Below are 18,178 nucleotides of genomic sequence, written 5' to 3'. Positions count from 1 at the left end.
ATCGACATGCAATCCGGCCGGCCTGCGCTAGCCGTCGGCGCCGACGATGATCGCATGCACATCGCCGGGTCCGTGCACGCCGATCGTCAGGTCATTCTCGATGTCGGCCGAACGGCTCGGGCCGGAGACGAGATGGACGCCCGCGGGCATCGCGCTCCGCCCGCCCCGGTCGAAGGCTTCGAAAATCTCGCCCAGCCGCGTGCGGATCCGCTCCGCCGGCAGCACGACGAACAGCGCGGGCGGCAGCAGGCTGACGGCCCGGCCGCGCTCCTTCGACGAGAGGAGCACCACCGTGCCCGTATAGGCCGCGGCCCAGTCGGCGAGCACGACGCCGGCGTCCGCCGCGGCGGCCTCCGCGATCCAATCCTTCGCCGGATCGCGGTTCCAGATGACGAGCCGCGCGTCCGGCATCGCGCGTTCGAGCGCCAGGCCGTCGGTCAATTCCGGCGCATCCTGCAGCAGCAGCCGGGTTGCGCCGCGCGCCGCCGCCTGCTCCGCGATGTAGCGCGCCGCCGCGCGCAGATCGGGCACGATCGCGACATGGCCGCCGGCCGCCCGGAAATGGTCGGCGAACCGCCCGCGGCGCTCCTCCGGCGGAAGCTCGAACATCCGCCAGAACGGCGGAGCGCCGGGCGTCCGGTCCTCCGGCGCCGCGGTCAGCGGACGGCACAGCCGATGCGCGATATGCCCGAGCATGGCGCGCTGGTCGTCCGGCATCGGCGCCGTCCCCGGCGACCGGACATCCGCCGGCTCCGGGGAGGGACCGTACGCCCCGCCGGCCGGACCGGCAGCCGCTCCGGCCGCCGGTTGACCGCCGATCGCCGGTTGTCCGCCGGCCGCCCCGCAACCCGCCGCGTTTTCCGCAGATCCGCGATCCGCCTCCGGATGCGCCGCGGCCCCGGCCGCGCGGCCGTTCCGGTAGCGCTCCGCGAGCGCCGCGCGCAGCCGCTCCTCCACGTCCGGATCGAGCGGCCCATCCCCGTCCGGCCGCATCTTCTTCCACCGGTCCCGGAACGATTCGGCCGGCAGCATCGGCAGCGCCCGATGCCGGGTCCAGCCGCCGAGCGGGCCGATGCGGGCGCGGATCTCGCCGTCCCGCCCGGCGAACCGCTGGCCGAGCCTCGCCAGCTTCAGGGCGGCGGAGAGCCGCTCCGGCCTTGCCATCACGAGGCCGTACGCCTTCATCGCCGCCGCTTCCCCCGCGCTTCGGTACGGGCTTTCGGCCTTGCGCCGCCTGAGGTAGACGAGCATGTCGTGCAGCGGGATTTTCACCGGGCAGGCCTCCCAGCACGCCCCGCACAGGCTCGACGCGTTCGCGATGTCGTCCCATTCGGCGACGTTCCGCTTGAGCGCCGGCGTCAGCACCGCGCCGATCGGCCCGCTGTACGTGCCGCCGTAGGCGTGTCCGCCGATGTGCCGGTAGACCGGGCAGACGTTCAGGCATGCGCCGCAGCGGATGCAGTGCAGGAGCTCCTGGAACTCCGGATCGCCGAGCTGGTTCGACCGGCCGTTGTCGACGATCACGATGTGCAGCTCCTCCGGTCCGTCGGCGTCGCCGGGCCGCCGCGGGCCGCTGATGCCCGAGAGATAGACGGTCAGCTTCTGCCCGGTCGCCGAGCGCGGCAGCAGCGTCGCCATCACCTCGAGATCCGCCCAGGTCGGCACGATCCGCTCCATTCCCATCAGCGTGATCTGCACCTTCGGCACGGTCGACACCATGCGCGCGTTGCCCTCATTTTCGAAAATGCAGATCGAACCCGTCTCCGCCACCGCGAAATTGCAGCCGGTCATGCCGATGTCCGCCGTCAGGAACGCTTCCCGCAGCCTCCGGCGGACGAAACCCGCCAGCGTTTTCGTGTCGGGCGGCAGCTTCTCCCCCGCTTCCTTCGACAGCAGTTCCGCGATTTGCCCGCGGTTCTTGTGGATTGCCGGAATGATGATGTGTGACGGCGCCTCGCCCGCGAGCTGGATGATGTATTCGCCGAGGTCCGTCTCGATCGCCTTGACGCCGATTTCCGCAAGCGCCCGGTTCAGATGGAGCTCCTCGGTCACCATCGACTTCGACTTGACGACGGTCTTCGCCTGCACGCGGCGGGCGATCGACTGCACGATGCGCACCGCCTCGTCCGCCGTCCGCGCGAAATGCACCTGCGCGCCGTTCGCCCGCGCGTTCTCCGCAAACCGGTTCAGATAATAGTCGAGATGCGCGACCGTGTGCTGCCGGATCTGCCGGCCCCGCTCGCGCCAGATTTCCCAGTTGCCGTGCTCCTCGGCCGCCTGGCGCCGGCCCGTGCGGAGCTTCTCCGTCGTGAAGCGCACCGCCTGCCGGAGAAAATCGTTCGCAAGCGCCGCCTCCGCCCGTTCCTTCACGGTACCTTGCGGTTCGGAACTCATGCGCGCTCCACCCCCTCGGCGAGCAGCTCCGCCAGATGCATGACGCGGATGTTCGCGCCCTTCCGGCGGAGACGGCCCCCGATGTTCATCAGGCAGCCCATGTCGAGCCCGGTGAGCACCTCGGCCTCCGTCTCCAGCACGTGCTCCGCCTTCTCGTCCGTCATCGCGCCGGAGATGTTCGCCATCTTCACGGCGAACGTGCCGCCGAAGCCGCAGCAATCCTCGGCCATCGGCAGCGGCACGAACTCGAGACCCCGCACCGCCGAGAGCAGCTCGAGCGGCTCGTCCCCGATGCCGAGCAGCCGGCTGCCGTGGCAGGACGGATGGTACGTCACCCTGTGCGGAAAAAAGGCGCCGAGATCCCGCACGCCGAGCACCCGGACGAGAAATTGCGAGAACTCGTACGTCTTCTCCCGAAGGCGCTCCGCCTGCTCCAGCCGTTCCGGATCGTCCCGGAACAGCTCCCGGTAATGGCGGATCATGCAGACGCACGAACCGGACGGCGCGACGACGAAGTCGCTGTCGTCGAACGCGTCCAGCAAGGTGCGCGCCGCGGCGCGGGCGTCGGCCCAGTAGCCCGAATTGAACGCCGGCTGGCCGCAGCACGTCTGTCCCTCCGGAAAATCGACGCGCACCCCCAGCCGCTCCAGCAGCCGGACCATCGCCTCGCCGACGGACGGGAACATCGCGTCGCAGATGCATGTAATAAAAAGGGAAATTTTCAACCGGCGCACCCCCAGGCCATACCGCAATAGGCTATACCGCAATGACCTCGATGCCGAGCGCGCGGTACGCATCGGCCGTCGCTTCGTCGAGCCCGCGGTCCGTGATGATCGTGCGCACCGCGGCCAGATCGAGCGCCCGCGCAAACGCCTGCACGCCGAACTTGCTGGCGTCGGCCAGCAGATACACTTGGTCCGCGATTTCGGCCATCTTCCGCTTGATCTGCGCCTGCAGGCCGGTCGACTCGCTGATGCCCCGTTCGGGATGAATCCCCTTGCAGGACAGGAACGCCTTGTCCACATGGAAGTCGTCCAGCGCCCGCTCGGCGAGCGGTCCGACGAACGACAGCGAGCGGTGCGACATGAGCCCGCCCGTCGTCAGCACCTCGATCCGTTCCTTGCCGCCGAGCTCCGCCGCCGCCTTCACCGAATTCGTCAGCACCGTCAGCGGCATGTCCGGCAAAATGCGCGCCACGTACCAAGCCGTCGAGCTGCCGTCCAGCAGAATGCGGTCACCCGGCCGGATGTGCTTCACCGCTTCCGCCGCGATCCGCCGCTTCTCCTCCGCGCGGGTGATCTCGCGCACGTAATACGGGATCTCCTGCTGCGCGCCGGGCGCATCCGGATCCCGCAGCAGGCTGACGGCGCCGCCGTGCGACCGCTTGAGCCGGCCCGCTTCCTCGAGCCGGTCGAGATCCCGGCGGATCGTCTCCTCCGTCACGCCGCACAGTTCCGCCAGCTCGGAGACGCGCGCGCTGCCGCGCTCGTTCACCACCCGCACGATCAATTCCTGCCGTTCCGCAGCCAGCATCTCGTTCACCTTCCCGATCGCGTCCGTCATTCCGCGGCGCCGCTTCCCCACAGCCCGACGGCGCGGCCGTACGCCTCCTCCCAGGCGGCCGCCGCGGCCGGATCGGGCTCGTACACCTCCACGGGGAAGGAATCCCGGATCGCGGCCCGCGCCTCGCGGATGTCCGCGAAATCTCCCGATGCGATCCATTGTACCGCAAGATTGCCGATCGCGCTCCCCTCGACCGGTCCCGCCCAGACCGGACGGCCGATCGCGTTCGCGGTCCATTGGCAGAGCAGCCGGTTCCGAATGCCGCCGCCGACCATGTGCAGCTTGTCGAACTTCCGGCCGGTCAGCCGTTCGGTCTGTTCGAGCACGAAGCGGTATTTCAGCGCGAGGCTCTCGAGCACGCAGCGGACGATGGCGCCGTCGTCCGGCGGCCCGGGCTGCCCGGTGCGGGCGAGGTAGGCCCGCACCCGCGCCGGCATGCCGCCGGGCGGAAGGAACGACGGGTCGTCGGGATCGATCAGCGCCGCGAACGGACGCGCCGCCTCCGCCCGGGCGAGCAGCCCGTCATGGGACGCGTCCCGTCCCTCCCGTTTCCAGGCGCGCCGGCACTCCTCGAGAATCCAGAGGCCCATGATGTTCTTCAGCAGCCGGTACGTGCCGTTCACGCCGCCCTCGTTCGTGAAGTTGAGCTTCCGGGCCTCCTCCGTGAGGACCGGCTCCGGCACCTCGGTGCCGAGCAGCGACCAGGTGCCGCAGCTCAGGTAAGCGAACGAGTCCCCCGCCGCCGGAACGGCCGCGACCGCCGACCCGGTGTCGTGCTCGGCCACGGCCGTGACGCCCACCGCGCCGAGCCCGAGTTCCGCGCGGACGGATGCGCGCAACTCGCCCGCCGGCGACCCGGGCATCAGCACCGGACCGAACCAGTCCCGCGGGATGCCGATCGCCCCGAGCAGCCGGTCGTCCCAGTCGCCCTTCGACGGATTGAACAATTGTGTCGTCGTCGCGTTCGAGAACTCGTTCGCCGCCTCGCCGGTCAGGAAATACCGGATCAGATCGGGAATCATCAGGAACCGCCTCGCCGTTCGCAGCGCCGGATGATCCGCTTCCTTCATCGCGTACAGCTGGTAGATCGTATTGAAGGGAAGAAACTGGATGCCGGTCCGCGCGAACACTTCCTCCGCCGGCACCTTCGCCAGCAGCCGCTCCATCATGCCGTCCGTCCGGCTGTCCCGGTAATGGTAGGGGTTGCCGATCAGCTCGCCGTTTGCATCCAGCAGACCGTAATCGACCGCCCAGGAATCGATCCCGATGCTCCGGATGTCCCCGCCCCGCCGTCCGGCGATCAGGAGCCCCTGCTTGATCTCGTGATACAGGCGGAGAATGTCCCAGAGCAGCCGTTCCCCCACGGCGACCGGATCGTTTGGGAAGCGGTGGATCTCCTCCGCCTCGATCCGGTTGTCCGTCAGCCGTCCGAGCAGGGCCCGGCCGCTTCCGGCGCCGAGATCGAACGCCAGCACCGCCATGCCGCATCCGCCTCCCGTCAGCCTTCGCGCTTCGCCAGCACGTCCCGCTCGTACGCGCGGACTTCGCCGAGCCACGCCTCACGCACGGGCACGCCCGTCTTCAGGCAGAAGTAATCCCATACCGCGCCGAACGGGTACGTCTTGAATTCCTCCGCCAGCGCGAGCCGCGTCGTGTAGTCGCCCTCGCGTTCGGCCTGCTTCAGCCGGTCCACCGGCTCGAGCATCGCCTTGAGCAGCGCCTTCAGCACGCTGCGCGCGCCGATGACCCAGGCGGCGACGCGGTTGATGCTCGCGTCAAAGAAATCGAGCCCGATGTGCGTCCGGTCGAGCAGATCGCAGCGCACGAGCTCGCGCGCGATCTCCTGCGTCTCGTCGTCGAGGATCACGACGTGGTCGCTGTCCCAGCGCATCGGCCGGCTGACGTGGAGCAGCAGGCCGTTCGTGAACAGCGAGAGCGCCGACAGCTTCCCCGCGATGCTTTCGGTCGGGTGGAAGTGGCCCGCGTCGAGGCAGAGGAGCACGCCCTTCCGGATGGCGTACCCCATGTAGAACTCGTGCGATCCGACGACATAGGCTTCGGAGCCGATGCCGAACAGCTTGCTCTCGACCGCGTCGAGATGGATCCGCGGATCGATCGGCTCCGCGAACACCTCGTCCAGCGCTTCCATCAGCCGGACGCGCGGGGCGAGCCGGTCGGCCGGCATATCCTTGTACCCGTCGGGAATCCAGACGTTCGTGACGGCCGTCTGCCCGAGCTGCTCGCCGAAGTACGCGCCGATCCGGCGCGACGCCTTGCAGTGGTCGATCCAGAACCGGCGGATGGCAGGGTCGGGATGGCTCAGCGTGAAGCCGTCGGCCGCCTTCGGATGGGAGAAGCAGGTCGGATTGAAATCGAGCCCGAGTCCCCGCTCCTTCGCCCAGTCGACCCAGCTTCCGAAATGCCTTGGTTCGAGCCCGTCCAGATCCACCTTCTCGCTCGTGTCGGCGTAGATCGCGTGCAGGTTCACCTTGTGCTTGCCGGGGATGAGCGACAGCGCCTTGTCGAGATCGGCGCGGAGTTCGTCCGCCGTGCGCGCCGCGCCCGGGTAGTTGCCGGTGACCGCCAGGCCGCCGCCCAGCTCCCCGCCGCGGAAGAGGAAGCCCTGCACGTCATCCCCCTGCCAGCAGTGCAGGGAAATCTTGACCGATCCGAGGCGCCCGATCGCCCTGTCCGTGTCGATCCCGTGCGCCGCGTAGAGCTCCCTGGCCGCCTCATAGGCCTGCTCGATGCTCCGTTCCATTTCGGATCCTCCTTTATTTCACCGGGTATGCCATGACCGACATCAGCGCATTCGCCGCCTGCGTCGCGTCCAACCTGCTGTACTGCACGACGACCGGAATGTCGCTGCGGACCTCGATCGCATACGGAACGCCGGCCGGAATCCGCTGCCCGTCCTTGACGAGCGCGCTCGTCCGGATATGCTTCGTCCGGCGGCCCGGCACGACGTACGGGATGTCCTCGATCGGGTCGCGGTCCTCGAAATAGATCGTAAATCGGAGCAGCGCCTCCTCGGACGACGCGTTCAGCACGCAGATCGATTCGTGGCTGACCAGTTCGCCGCTGCTCTTCTCCGGAATGTAGCCGTCCGGAATGATCCAGTGGGTGTGACCGAAACCTTTGTACATGCCTGCGCCCTCCCTCAAACTGGTTTATGGCGGACCGGCCGATGCGCCGGAGACCGTCATCGGGTGAACGCCGCCGGCACGCCGCCGTCGACGGTCAGCATGCAGCCCGTCGTCTTCGACGCCTTCGACGAGGCGAAGAACGCGATCGCTTCGGCGATGTCGCGCGGGAATACGTTTACGAGCAGCGTCGTGCGCTTGCGGTAATATTCCTCGAGCTGGTCGGGCTCGATGCCGTAGGCGGCCGCCCGCTCGTTCCGCCATGCGCTGTTCCAAATCTGCGAGCCCTGCAGCACCGCGTCCGGCAGCACGCTGTTCACGCGGATGCCGAGCGGTCCCCCCTCGGCGGCGATGCAGCGGGCGAGATGGACTTCGAGCGCCTTGGCCGCGCTGTAGGCCGTCGCGTTCTTGCCCGCGTAGACGGAGTTCTTCGACCCGACGAAGATCATGCTGCCGCCCGTGTTCTGTTCCTTCATCATCCGGAACGCCTCGCGCGCGACGAGGAAATAGCCGGTGCCGAGCACGCTCATGTTCAAATTCCATTCGTCGAGGGACGTCTCCTCGAACGGGCTGGAGGTGGCGAGCCCCGCGTTGTTCACGAGGATGTCGACGCCGCCGTAATGGAGCGCGGCTTCCGCGTAGGCGGCCTTCACCTCCTCCTCCTTCGTGACGTCCATCTTCACGGCCAGCGCCCGGCCTTCGCCGTACTTCGCGTTGATCTCGTCGGCCACTTTCCGCGCGCCTTCGAGGTTGAGGTCGGCGATCACGACATGCGCGCCTTCCTCCGCGAGCCGCCGCGCCGTCTCGCTGCCGATGCCGCCGGCGCCGCCCGTGATGAACGCGACCTGGCGGGAGAACTCCGCCTCCGGCGGCGCGAGCGTCAGCTTGTAGAGCTCGAGCGGCCAATATTCGACGTTGTACGACTCGTTCTCGTTGAGCGACACGAAACGGCCGAGCGCCGTCGCGCCCCGCATGACCGCGATCGCGCGGTGGTAGAGCGCGCCGCTGACGTTCGCCATCGCCTTGTTCTTCCCGGTGCTCAGCATGCCGACTCCCGGAATCAGGATGACGCGCGGAACGGGTTCGAACATGACGTCGCCCGCGTTCCGGTTGCGCTCGAAATAGGCCGTGTACTGTTCCCTGTAGGCGGCGATGCCGTCGACCAGCTTCTTCTTGAGCCCTTCGACGTCGTCCGCGTCGGGCGTCCAGTCGACGAAGAGCGGCACCCGCTTCGTGTGGACGAGATGGTCCGGGCAGGCGGCGCCGACCCGGGACAGCTCCGGCGCATCCGCGCCGCCGACGAACGCAAGCACGTCGTCCGAATCGTCGAACGAGAGGATCATCTTCCTGTCGCCGCTCACCGCGCCGCGCACGGCCGGCATCACCGCCGCGGCGATCCTCCGGCGTGTCTCCGGCGGGAGCGGCGCGTGCTTCAGCCCGCCGAACAGCTTCGCATCGTTGACGCGCGCCTCGATATAGGCCTCCGCTTCGTTGATGATGCGGATCGTCTGCGCGTAGCACGCCTCCGACGTGTCTCCCCACGTGACGAGGCCGTGCTTTTCCATCAGCACGAGCTCCGCCTTCGGATTCGCGAGCACGCCTTCGGCGATCATTTTCGACAGCCGGAAGCCCGGGCGGATGTACGGCACCCAGACGAACCGGTCGCCGAATATCTCCTTCGCGATCTCGCGCCCGTTGTCCGCGCAGCAGATGCTGATGATCGCGTCCGGATGCGTATGGTCGACATGCTTGAACGGCAGGAACGCGTGCAGCAGCGTCTCGATCGAAGCGCGCGGATGCTTCGCGTCGATCATGCAGTGCGCGAGGTACGCAACCATCTCCTCGTCGGTCATGTCGTCCCGTTCGAACAGCGGACGGATATCGTCCAGGCGCAGGCCGGTGAAATGCTGCGCCTTCATCGTGGCCAGGTCGGAGCCGCTCCCCTTGACGTACATGACCTCGATGTCGCGGCCGCGGAAGTCCTTCACGATCATCTTCGCGGACGTGTTGCCGCCTCCCCAGTTGCAGACGCGCCGGTCGCGGCCGAGCAGGTTCGACCGGTAGACGAGTTCGTCGAGCCCGCCCATGAGCCGTGACGCCTCGGACGGATCCCACAGATTTTGCACCATCGTTGCCATTCCCTCCGAAACGGATATCCGTTTGTTTGTGATTTTATACTATCATTTTTGTTTTTCTTTGTATAGCTTGATTTTTGGTCGCCATTTTCTGTGGGATTTTGTTGGAATGTGTCGGTGATGTATTGGGGGATGCCGGATTCCGCCGGCCGGGCGCCCGACGCGATTGAAGCGCTTTCTTCCGCGACTGGCGCTTCAACAAGCAATGGAATTTTCCGCTCTTGAGGGAGGCTCCGGGATGGATTGGATTCGCATCGAGGAACGGCATCTGCCGCGGATTGCCGATTTTTTCAACGCCGTCTGGGCCGGCGGGATGAGACGGCTCTCGAGCGGTTCCGGCGCCATGCGTCCCATGGAGGCTATAACGGTTACCGGATCGTGGACGGGGTGGCCTCGTCGGGTTCGCATACGGCTATCGCTCCGCTCCGGGGCAATCTTTCAAATGAACTGACCAGGGGATTCCCCGATGCCCGAACCTATGACGTATGGATGACGGACCGCTTCGAAATCCCCGAACTCGCCGTCCGGGAGGCCATGCGCCGCCGGGGATACGGCACGGCCCTGCTGGCGCGGCTGCTCGACGAGACGGACGCGAAGACGGCCATCCTCGCCACCCGGCCAGACAACAAGCCGGCGCGCCGTTTGGTTGAGCGCACCGGCTGGCAAGTCATTCATGAACCGTATGACCCGTTTGGACCGGATCAGCCCTGTGTCCTGCTGGGGAGAAAATTGACCGCCTGACGCGGCGGCATCCGTCCTTCGATCCGCTTCGGCGCTTCGCCGCCGGTCGCGGAGGCGGGATGAAGCACCCGCCTCCGCTGCGCACCGCTTCGTCCTGCGGGAGATCGCCCGCAGAAACGGATGCGAAAAACCGATCGCGTCACGGCTGAAGTTGCGGCTGTGCCGGCCCCCCGATGCCGAGCAGTTCGTCGATGCGCACCGGCCGGCCTTCCTTGACCGAGCGCCAGACGGCCTCGCCCGTCGCGACGGCCAGGGCGCCGTCCAGGCTGCCCGAGAGAATCGGATAGCTCCGGGCCGGATCCGGTCCGAGGAACAGATCCTCGATCAGCGCCGGGTCGCCGCCGCCGTGTCCGCCCTTGCGGCGCACGACATGGATCGTCTCCTTCGAACCGAACATCGGGAAATAGTCGATCGTCTGCTCCGGCACCGGGAACGGAACGCGCGACAGCTCGTGGAATTCCTGCGTTTCGATCCGGCCCCTCGTCCCGTTGATCGCGAGCCGGTAGCCTTCGAACGGCGCCGAGAACAGCACGGAGTAACTGAGCATCGCGCCGCCGTCGTAGCGCACGGTCACGGCGTACGTGTCCTCGATCCGGATCTCGGAGTCAAAGATGCACATGTCCGGGCTGTACCCCGTATACTTGCCCGCGATCGGCAGCGCGCCGATGTGGTCGTCCTTCGCGCTCACGTCGTCCGTGCGCGTCGCCCAGCGGCGGTAATAGGCGCAGACGGACCGCTCGTCGCAGGTCGTGCAATGCCGGCCGTCCCTGCGGCTCGGGTTCAACTCGCCGTCCGGGCCGAAGAAATTCAGCGCGCCGTACGCGAACGCCTCGACCGGCCGCTGGCCCGTCCACCAGTTCACGAGGTCGAAGTGGTGCGAGCTTTTGTGGATCGACAGACCGCCGGAGAATTCCCGCATCCGGTTCCAACGCTTGAAATAACTCGCGCCGTGGTAGGTATCGATGTACCAGTTCAGGTCGACCGAGACGACGCGGCCGATCCGGCCCTCGAGGATCATTTCCTTGATCCGCGTGTGAATCGGATTGTAGCGGTAGTTGAACGTGACGGTGACCTTGCCCCGGCTTGCCTCCTCCGCCTCGAGGATGCGCCGGCAGTCCTCCGCGGTCGTCGCCATCGGCTTCTCGGTGAAGACGTCGAGATCCCGCTTCAGCGCCGCAAGGATGTAGCGCGCATGGGTGTCGTCGCGGCTCGCGACGATGACGACGTCGGGCTTCGTTTCATCCACCATCCGGTCGAAGTCGTCCGGACCGTATTCGGGCAGATCGGCGAGCTCCGGATAAAGCTGCTTGCAGACCTGAAAGCGCAGCGGATCGCTGTCGAGCAGCGCGACGGGCCGGTGTTGACCGCGGAACGTCGTCAGCATCGGCTTCAGGAACATGCCCATCGCCCGGTTGCTCACGCCGCAGATCGCATATTTCTTCATGGGTTCAGGCACCTCCGGGGGTTGTGGGGGTTTGTCTTTCGGTCGTTTGTATACTATGATGGTATCGCAGGATAACAACGTTGGCATTCGGGGAGGAAAACGCCCCATGGTGACGATCAAGGACATCGCGCAGGCGGCCGGCGTCAGCTTCTCGACGGTGTCGAAGGCGCTGCGGGACAGCCCGCTCGTCACGCCCGAGACGAAGCGGCGCATCATCGCGATCGCCCGCGAGATGGGCTATCAGCCGAACATTGCGGCCCGCCGGCTCGTCTCGAAGCGAAGCGGCGCCGTCGGCGTCGTCTGGCCGTCCATCGAGCGGACGGCGTTATCGACGCTGATCACGCGCGTCAACGACCGGCTCGAGCGGCGCGGGACCGCGATGCTGCTGTCGATCGGCGGCATGGAAGCGGCCTTCGCGACGTTCCGCCGGTTCCAGGTCGACGCGATCCTCGTCTTCGGCGGGATGGAGGACGGCGAAGCCCGCATCCCCGATTCCGGCGGCATTCCGGTGCTGTCCTACGGCTCGGCGGGCGCAGGGCCGCTCCCGACCGTCGACGTCAACCGGGGCGACGCGATCCGGCTGGCCGTCCGCCACCTGGCATCGCTCGGCCACCGGCGCATCGCCTACATCGGGCGGCCGAAGAACCACGAACCGCTGCAGGACGTGAAGATCGCGGCGTTCCGCGAAGAGACCGGAGCGCTCGGGATCGGTCCGTCCGACGCGCCCGTCGTGGACACGCAGGGCATGGAGACGCATGACGGCTACGCCGCCGCGCGGGCGCTGTTCGAAGGCGCGCGGCGCGGGAACGCGCTCCGGCGGCCGACCGCCGTCATCTGCGGCAGCTACGATCTCACGCGCGGCGTGCTGCGCGCGGCCGCCGAAGCCGGGCTGGACGTCCCGGAGGAGCTGTCGGTCGCCGGCTACGACAACATCCCGCAGATGGCGGAACTGGACGTGCCCGCGACGGCGGTCGGCGCCGACATCGACGCGATGGCGGAGCTGATCGCCGACAGCCTGCTCCGGCTGGCCGAACGGCCGGAATCGGTCGGGACGGTCACGCTCGAACCTTCGCTCGTCATCCGCCGGTCCACCGCCCCTCCGCCGTCGACGGAATAGCACGCCGGAACCGGGACATGGACCGCAGAAACGGCGGGAGGTGCGCCCCTTCGAACGGATCGGACGCGGCGGTCCGCCCGCCCGGCGTGCTCCGCGCCGCGGTCCGTCCCGCCCGCCGGACGAATCCGCCTCACCCGACGTTGTCGAAACCGAAGTATTCCTTCGCGTTCCGATAGGAAATGTTCTCCACGATGCCGCCGAGCATCTCCATGTCATCCGGCACCTCGCCGTTCTCCGCCCATTCGCCGATCAGGTTGCAGAGAATCCGGCGGAAATACTCGTGCCGCGTATACGACAGGAAGCTGCGCGAGTCGGTCAGCATGCCGATGAACCGGCCGAGCAGGCCCATGTCGGCGAGCGTCTTGAGCTGGGCGATCATCCCTTCCTTCGTGTCGTTGAACCACCAGGCCGAGCCGAACTGGATTTTGCCCGGGATGCCGCCGCCCTGGAAGTTGCCGATCATCGAAGCGACGATCGGGTTGTGGCCCGGATGGAGCGAATAGAGGATCGTCTTCGGCAGCGCGTTCTCCCGGTCGAGCGCGTCGAGCAGCCGGGCGAGCGGCCGGGCGATCGCCGTGTCGCCGATCGAGTCGAAGCCGGTGTCGGGACCGAGTTCGGCCATCCGGCGCGAGTTGTTGTTGCGCTGCGCATTCATGTGATACTGCATCGCCCATCCCCGCGCGGCGTATTCCCTGCCGAGGAAAATGAGCAGATGCGTCTTGTATTTCCGCTCCGCTTCATCGCTTGCGGTACGGCCCTCGAGCGCCTCGCTGAAGGCGGCCGCCGCTTCCGCATCCGACGCGTCCTCGTATACGACGACGTCGAGCGCGTGGTCCGAGACGCGGCATCCCGCCTCGTGGAAGAAATCGATCCGCCCCTTCAGCGCGGCCAGCAGGTCGTCGTACGTCCGGATCGGGATGCCCGCCGCCAGCCCCAGCCTGCGGATGTATTCCGCAAATCCCGGCCGGTTCAGTTCGAGCGCCTTGTCCGGGCGGAACGACGGCAGCACCTTCGTCCGGAACGACCGGTCCTCCTTCAGCTTCAGATGATATTCCAACGAGTCGGCCGGATCGTCGGTCGTGCAGATCACCTCGACGTTCGACTTCTTGATCAGGTCGCGCGCGCCGAAGCCACCCTCCCGGATCAGCCGGTTCGCCCGCTCCCAGATCGACGGCGCCGTGCGCTCATTGAGCGGCTCCTCGATGCCGAAATACCGCTTGAGCTCAAGATGAGACCAATGGTAGAGCGGATTGCCGAGCGCCTGCGGCAGCGTGCGGGCGTAGGCCAGAAATTTCTCATATCCGTCCGCGTCGCCGGTCACGTACCGCTCGTCGACGCCGTTCGCACGCATCGCCCGCCACTTGTAATGGTCGCCGCCGAGCCACACCTCCGCGAGATCGCGGTATGTACGGTTCTCCCAAATCTCCCGCGGATTCAGATGGCAGTGGTAGTCGATGATCGGCTGCGGCTTCGCGTGCTCGTGATACAGCCGCCGCGCCGTCTCGCTCCCGAGCAGAAAATCCTCGTCCATGAAACGTCTGGCCAATCCGGATCCCGCCTTTCTCCTGCGTTTTGTTTTCATGAAGCGGATAACAACGTTGTTATTCCGGTCATGTCACCATCATATATCCGAATCGTGCCGGAATTCAACCACTTTTTTGAACCCCGTCCCCACCGTTGCCGGTGTCCGGCCCGCGGGAGCCCGTCCCGCGCATCCGTTCGGCGCAAAAAAGCGGACGGGGTCCATCAGGTCCGTCACCTTCTGTCGTCATGCCAGCCCGGTCCCGCAGGTCCGAAATCCGGGTTGCGCGGCGACCCGGACATGCGGAGCGCCCTTATCTCTTCTCGCAGTTCCCGCAGCGTCTGCGCGTTGTTGATCGCATGCTTGACCGCCAAGTAGATGACCATGTACATGACGAGCAGCCCGACGGCCCAGAAGAACAAGGCAAAAAAGCTTCCCCAGACGAATTGAAAGCGCAACGTTCTCCACCACCCGCAGTCGTCATCGTTCTTCCTAATCTTACCACGCGAAGGCAGGACGGTCATGCACGAAAATTCGACAAAAATCAACCCAGTCTCGGATTCACGGATTATCCCGCGTTCCGACGCCTTCCGCATCATGGTTGTTCCCTGATTCCGACGCCAACCGCATCATCATCGGTTCCCGGATTCTACCGCCGGTACCGCGGCTGCGGTCCTTGATTCAGAGCCGCAAGGACAACCGCGCCCCTTCTCCTACGGGAAGCTGCGAGCTGCGCGGATCTTCGGAGCTCCCATGATCCTCACAACCCCTGCATCGCGAATCTTCGGATCTCAAAAACCCACACGAGCCCACGGGCGTGGATCTCCGGAGCTCATGTGATCACGCACAAGCTCCGCATCGCAAATTTTCGGAACTCACAGATCCCGCACGAGCCCCGCGGCGCCGATCATGCCGGCGCAGTTGCCGAGCTCCGCGGCGACAATCACGACGCCTTCGCGCGCCCGATCCAGCGCGTGCGCCCGGAACGACTTCCGCACCCGCTCAAGCAAAAATTCACCCGCCGCGGCGACGCCGCCGCCGACGATGAACCGCTCCGGGTTGACGATGACCGCCACCTGCGCCATCGACAGTCCGAGATAATGCGCCGCCCGGTCGACGATGCGCCGCGCCGTATCGTCCCCGGCCTTCGCCGCGTCGAACACCGCTTTCGCCGTCAGCGCGCCGGCCTCCGAAAGCGTCGTCCGGACGCCCTGTTCCAACGCCTCGCGCGCCATGCGCACGATGCCCGTTGCCGACGCCACCGTCTCCAGGCAGCCGATTCGGCCGCATCCGCACCGAACCGCTTCGGAGTCGGGCACAATCGTCATGTGGCCCAGCTCGCCACCCATGCCGGAGAAGCCGTCGACAACCCGGCCGTTCACGACGATGCCTCCGCCCACGCCGGTGCCGAGCGTGTAAGTCACGCTGTTCGCCGCGCCGCGGCCGGCGCCGGACAAAGCCTCTCCGAGCGCGGCGACGTTCGCGTCGTTACCGATGCGCACGGGCTTGCCCAGCACCTTCTCCAGATGATCCTTGAGCCGCACGCCCGAAAGTGGCAGATTGGCGGCAAATTCGACGACACCCCGCACCGCGTCGATCTGGCCGGGAATGCCGACGCCGACGCCCCTGATCTGCCCCCAGTCCATCCCCGCTTCTTCGACGCACCGGCGGGCGTACGCGGCGATGTTGTCCAGCACGCATTCCCGGCCCCGATCCGTCTCCGTCGGACCTTCGTACGTGTGCGCAAGCGCGCCGTCCACATCGCACAGGCCGACCTTGATGGACGTGCCGCCAATGTCGATGCCAAGATACCATTTGTCCGTCATGTCCAGCACCCCGGAACGTCAAATCGCATCATGCGCCGAGTTCTTGCTTGCGGAAGTCGCTCGGCGATATGCCGTAATATTTCTTGAACGTCGTCGCGAAGGTGGAGGCGTTCAGATAGCCGACCCGCTCCCCGACTTCCGCGATCGACAGCGTGGTGTTGCGCAGCAGCTCGCGCGCGTGGGCAAGCCGCACCTTGCTCAGATAATCGACGAACGTGACGCCGAACGTCTTCTTGAAGTAGTTGGAGAAATATTTCGGCGTCGTGCCCAGAACCTCCGCCATGTGGTCCAGATACAAGTCTTCCATGTAATGCAGCTCGATGTACTGGCTGATGAACGCCGGGTTCAGCCTGTCCGGCTTCACGGCCCGGATCCGGCTGCCGATGTGCCCGGCCGCCTCGATCAATATCCGCTCCGCCCGACCGATATCGCCTTCCTCTTCAAGCGCGCGGTGGAAGCGGCGCTCCAGCGCTTCGAGCGCGTCGCCGTCCAGGCCGGACGCCTCGGCCAGCCGGAACATGTGATAGAAAAGCGTCCGCGCGACGTGCTCCATCCGGCGCAACCCGATGTTCTGTCCGGCGTTTCGCTGCAGGATGTCGCGGATGATCGCGGCGGTCTCTTCGTGCTTTCCGCCGATCAGGCAGTTCGACAGCTTCTCGAGCTGGTCGAGCGGCAGGTGCATGCCCCGCCGGTCCGCTCGCCCGGCCGCGTCGAGAATCGCTTCCTCCGCGTTCACCGGACGGTTGTACATCCCTTCCCGCACTTCCTCGTACGCCTCGGGAAAATGCCGGAAATCCGCGCCGTACGCTTTGCTCAGGCAGCCGCGGATGCGCCAGCCTTCCAGGGCGCCCTGCTCCATTGCGCTGACGGCCTCGCGCAGTCGGCGCAGAAGCGTCGGCCGCTCGCCGGTCTCCCGCAGGGGGAAGAGCGCGAGGAAGCGCAGCGCCCGCACGTGGACCACGACGGCGTCCGGCCGCACGTTCCGAAGTTCCCGCTGCAGGACGGCCGACAGCGTGCCAGCCGGAACCGTATCCCCGTCCGCCGCCGGTCGTTCCAGGAGCAGCGCTCCCATCACGAAATACCGGTGCGGCAAAAGGTCCGGCTTGCATGTCTCCATCTCCCGGAGCTCCTCCTCCGAATGCGGCGGCTCTTCGAGGGCGCGCAGGAACACGGCGCGCCTGAGCTCGCTGTCGAGGAACTGCTGCCGGCTGCGGTATTGCTGGTTTTCGGTCTGCAGCTTGACGATGCCGCTGTAGATTTTGCGGAAATCGTTCCCCTTGCTGCTGCCGCCGCCGAGCAACCGCAGGATGTTCCGCACGGGCCGGTGCAGATAGACGCTCAGCAGCGCGGACAGGATCAGCGCGCTGGCGATCGAGGTCAGAATGATGGAACGGTTCGCACGGGTCACGGACTCCAGGTTCTGGAACTGGTACGGTACCCGGTGGATATAGATGAAGCCGTTGTAATCCGACTGGTAGACATGGTACTCGTAGTTCTCGCGGGTGAGTGAAGTCTCGTCCCGGACGTTGCCTTTGAAGGTGTTGATCACTTCCACGAGGTCCCAGTTGGCCCCGGTTCCCATCAGCACCTGGCGGTTTTGGTCCATGACGACGAGCGACGCGCCCGGGATGAGCGATACCCGGTTCACCTGCGCGAGCAGCTTGTCGACGTCGATGAGCACGACGATGTTCTTGTTCGACAGCGCCATGCGATTGCCGCCCGTAATGACCATCAGCTTCTTCATCAGGTATTCCTGCGTCGAGCCCGTGAGGATCGTGAAGTTTTCGGCCGGAAACACCTGCATGTCATGCTTGCTGCGCAGGAATTTCAACCATGACTGGCTGTCGTACACCGGATGGCGGTATTTCTGCTCGAACAGATGCCGCAGGCTGCTCGTGCCCCTGGACGTGATCGCGACGGGAACGTTGTCATAGAAGACGATGACGTCTTCCACCATATCATTCGAGGACATCAGGGATTCGACCTGCTGCTGCAAGGTGTACACCTTGGACATATCGACCGAGCCGTCGGTGTCGAGCACGTTGTCGTAGGGCAGGCTGTGGATCGTGTAGATCAGATGGTTGACCGCCCTGAAGCTGTCGTCGAACGACCGGATCATGGACTGGACCGCCTTGGCGTTGTGGTCGACCATCTGGTTGTAAATATCCGATATCGAGTTCCGATAGATCATCCAGTTGGACACGGACATCACCAGAATCACGAGCAGCATGGCTCCGAACACCTGCAGCACGCCCAGATTGAAGAACCATCTTCTCATGACCAGCCCCCCCGT

14 protein-coding genes are annotated in these 18,178 nt (G+C 66.2%); 2 read left to right on the top strand and 12 right to left on the bottom strand.

The genetic code is table 11. The features are described from left to right. Nucleotides 1–27: 27 nt before the first annotated feature. From A9Z00_RS15005 to A9Z00_RS14975, 7 genes are read right to left on the bottom strand one after another with little or no spacing between them, the layout of a single operon-like run. Nucleotides 28–2,394: a LutB/LldF family L-lactate oxidation iron-sulfur protein gene (locus tag A9Z00_RS15005; RefSeq protein WP_296979141.1), complete on the bottom strand. Its 2,367-nt coding sequence runs from the start codon at nt 2,392–2,394 to the stop codon at nt 28–30. After that, nucleotides 2,391–3,119 (bottom strand): (Fe-S)-binding protein, encoded by a 729-nt coding sequence (locus A9Z00_RS15000; RefSeq protein ID WP_296979140.1) that lies wholly within the window; start codon nt 3,117–3,119, stop codon nt 2,391–2,393. Before A9Z00_RS15000 ends, A9Z00_RS15005 begins: the two co-directional genes overlap by 4 nt. Before the next feature lie 31 nt (nt 3,120–3,150). After that, nucleotides 3,151–3,927: a DeoR/GlpR family DNA-binding transcription regulator gene (locus tag A9Z00_RS14995; RefSeq protein ID WP_296979235.1), complete on the bottom strand. Its 777-nt coding sequence runs from the start codon at nt 3,925–3,927 to the stop codon at nt 3,151–3,153. Between the two features lie 26 nt (nt 3,928–3,953). After that, nucleotides 3,954–5,438 (bottom strand): rhamnulokinase, encoded by a 1,485-nt coding sequence (locus tag A9Z00_RS14990; RefSeq protein WP_296979138.1) that lies wholly within the window; start codon nt 5,436–5,438, stop codon nt 3,954–3,956. Between the two features lie 17 nt (nt 5,439–5,455). Then, complete coding sequence (rhaA, locus tag A9Z00_RS14985; protein WP_296979136.1) at nt 5,456–6,718, bottom strand: L-rhamnose isomerase; 1,263 nt, start codon at nt 6,716–6,718, stop codon at nt 5,456–5,458. A gap of 13 nt (nt 6,719–6,731) precedes the next feature. Continuing rightward, entirely contained in the window at nt 6,732–7,103 is a 372-nt protein-coding gene (locus A9Z00_RS14980) for a sensory rhodopsin transducer (RefSeq protein ID WP_296979134.1), read from the bottom strand. A 56-nt stretch (nt 7,104–7,159) separates the two neighbouring features. Beyond that, on the bottom strand, nt 7,160–9,229 hold the full coding sequence (locus tag A9Z00_RS14975) for a bifunctional aldolase/short-chain dehydrogenase (RefSeq protein WP_296979132.1): 2,070 nt from the start codon (nt 9,227–9,229) through the stop codon (nt 7,160–7,162). Between the two features lie 249 nt (nt 9,230–9,478). Between A9Z00_RS14975 and A9Z00_RS14970 the strand changes: the two genes are divergently transcribed. After that, a complete protein-coding gene (locus A9Z00_RS14970; protein WP_296979131.1) occupies nt 9,479–9,976 on the top strand; it encodes a GNAT family N-acetyltransferase in 498 nt (165 codons plus the stop codon). 139 nt (nt 9,977–10,115) lie between these two features. Here A9Z00_RS14970 and A9Z00_RS14965 read toward each other — a convergent pair whose 3' ends face one another. Beyond that, nucleotides 10,116–11,420 carry a Gfo/Idh/MocA family protein gene (locus tag A9Z00_RS14965; RefSeq protein ID WP_296979129.1) on the bottom strand — a complete coding sequence of 435 codons (1,305 nt, stop codon included), beginning with the start codon at nt 11,418–11,420 and terminating at the stop codon, nt 10,116–10,118. 106 nt (nt 11,421–11,526) lie between these two features. Between A9Z00_RS14965 and A9Z00_RS14960 the strand changes: the two genes are divergently transcribed. Beyond that, on the top strand, nt 11,527–12,537 hold the full coding sequence (locus A9Z00_RS14960; protein ID WP_296979127.1) for a LacI family DNA-binding transcriptional regulator: 1,011 nt from the start codon (nt 11,527–11,529) through the stop codon (nt 12,535–12,537). Between the two features lie 130 nt (nt 12,538–12,667). Here A9Z00_RS14960 and uxaC read toward each other — a convergent pair whose 3' ends face one another. The 4 genes from uxaC to A9Z00_RS14940 all read right to left on the bottom strand — a co-directional run bounded on the left by uxaC (nt 12,668) and on the right by A9Z00_RS14940 (nt 18,163). Then, nucleotides 12,668–14,068: a glucuronate isomerase gene (uxaC, locus tag A9Z00_RS14955; protein WP_296979234.1), complete on the bottom strand. Its 1,401-nt coding sequence runs from the start codon at nt 14,066–14,068 to the stop codon at nt 12,668–12,670. 224 nt (nt 14,069–14,292) lie between these two features. Continuing rightward, a complete protein-coding gene (locus A9Z00_RS14950) occupies nt 14,293–14,481 on the bottom strand; it encodes a hypothetical protein (RefSeq protein ID WP_296979125.1) in 189 nt (62 codons plus the stop codon). A 453-nt stretch (nt 14,482–14,934) separates the two neighbouring features. Next, entirely contained in the window at nt 14,935–15,885 is a 951-nt protein-coding gene (locus tag A9Z00_RS14945; protein WP_296979123.1) for an ROK family glucokinase, read from the bottom strand. Nucleotides 15,886–15,913: 28 nt separating this feature from the next. Then, the gene (locus tag A9Z00_RS14940) at nt 15,914–18,163 is read right to left on the bottom strand and encodes a helix-turn-helix transcriptional regulator (RefSeq protein ID WP_296979121.1); all 2,250 of its coding nucleotides are present in this window, start codon (nt 18,161–18,163) and stop codon (nt 15,914–15,916) included. Nucleotides 18,164–18,178 lie beyond the last annotated feature (15 nt).

The organism is Thermobacillus sp. ZCTH02-B1, assembly GCF_002159085.1.
Taxonomy (GTDB): domain Bacteria; phylum Bacillota; class Bacilli; order Paenibacillales; family Paenibacillaceae; genus Thermobacillus.
The sequence above is the reverse complement of the archived record's forward strand: the minus strand, read 5'-3'. Positions and strand labels throughout refer to the sequence as shown.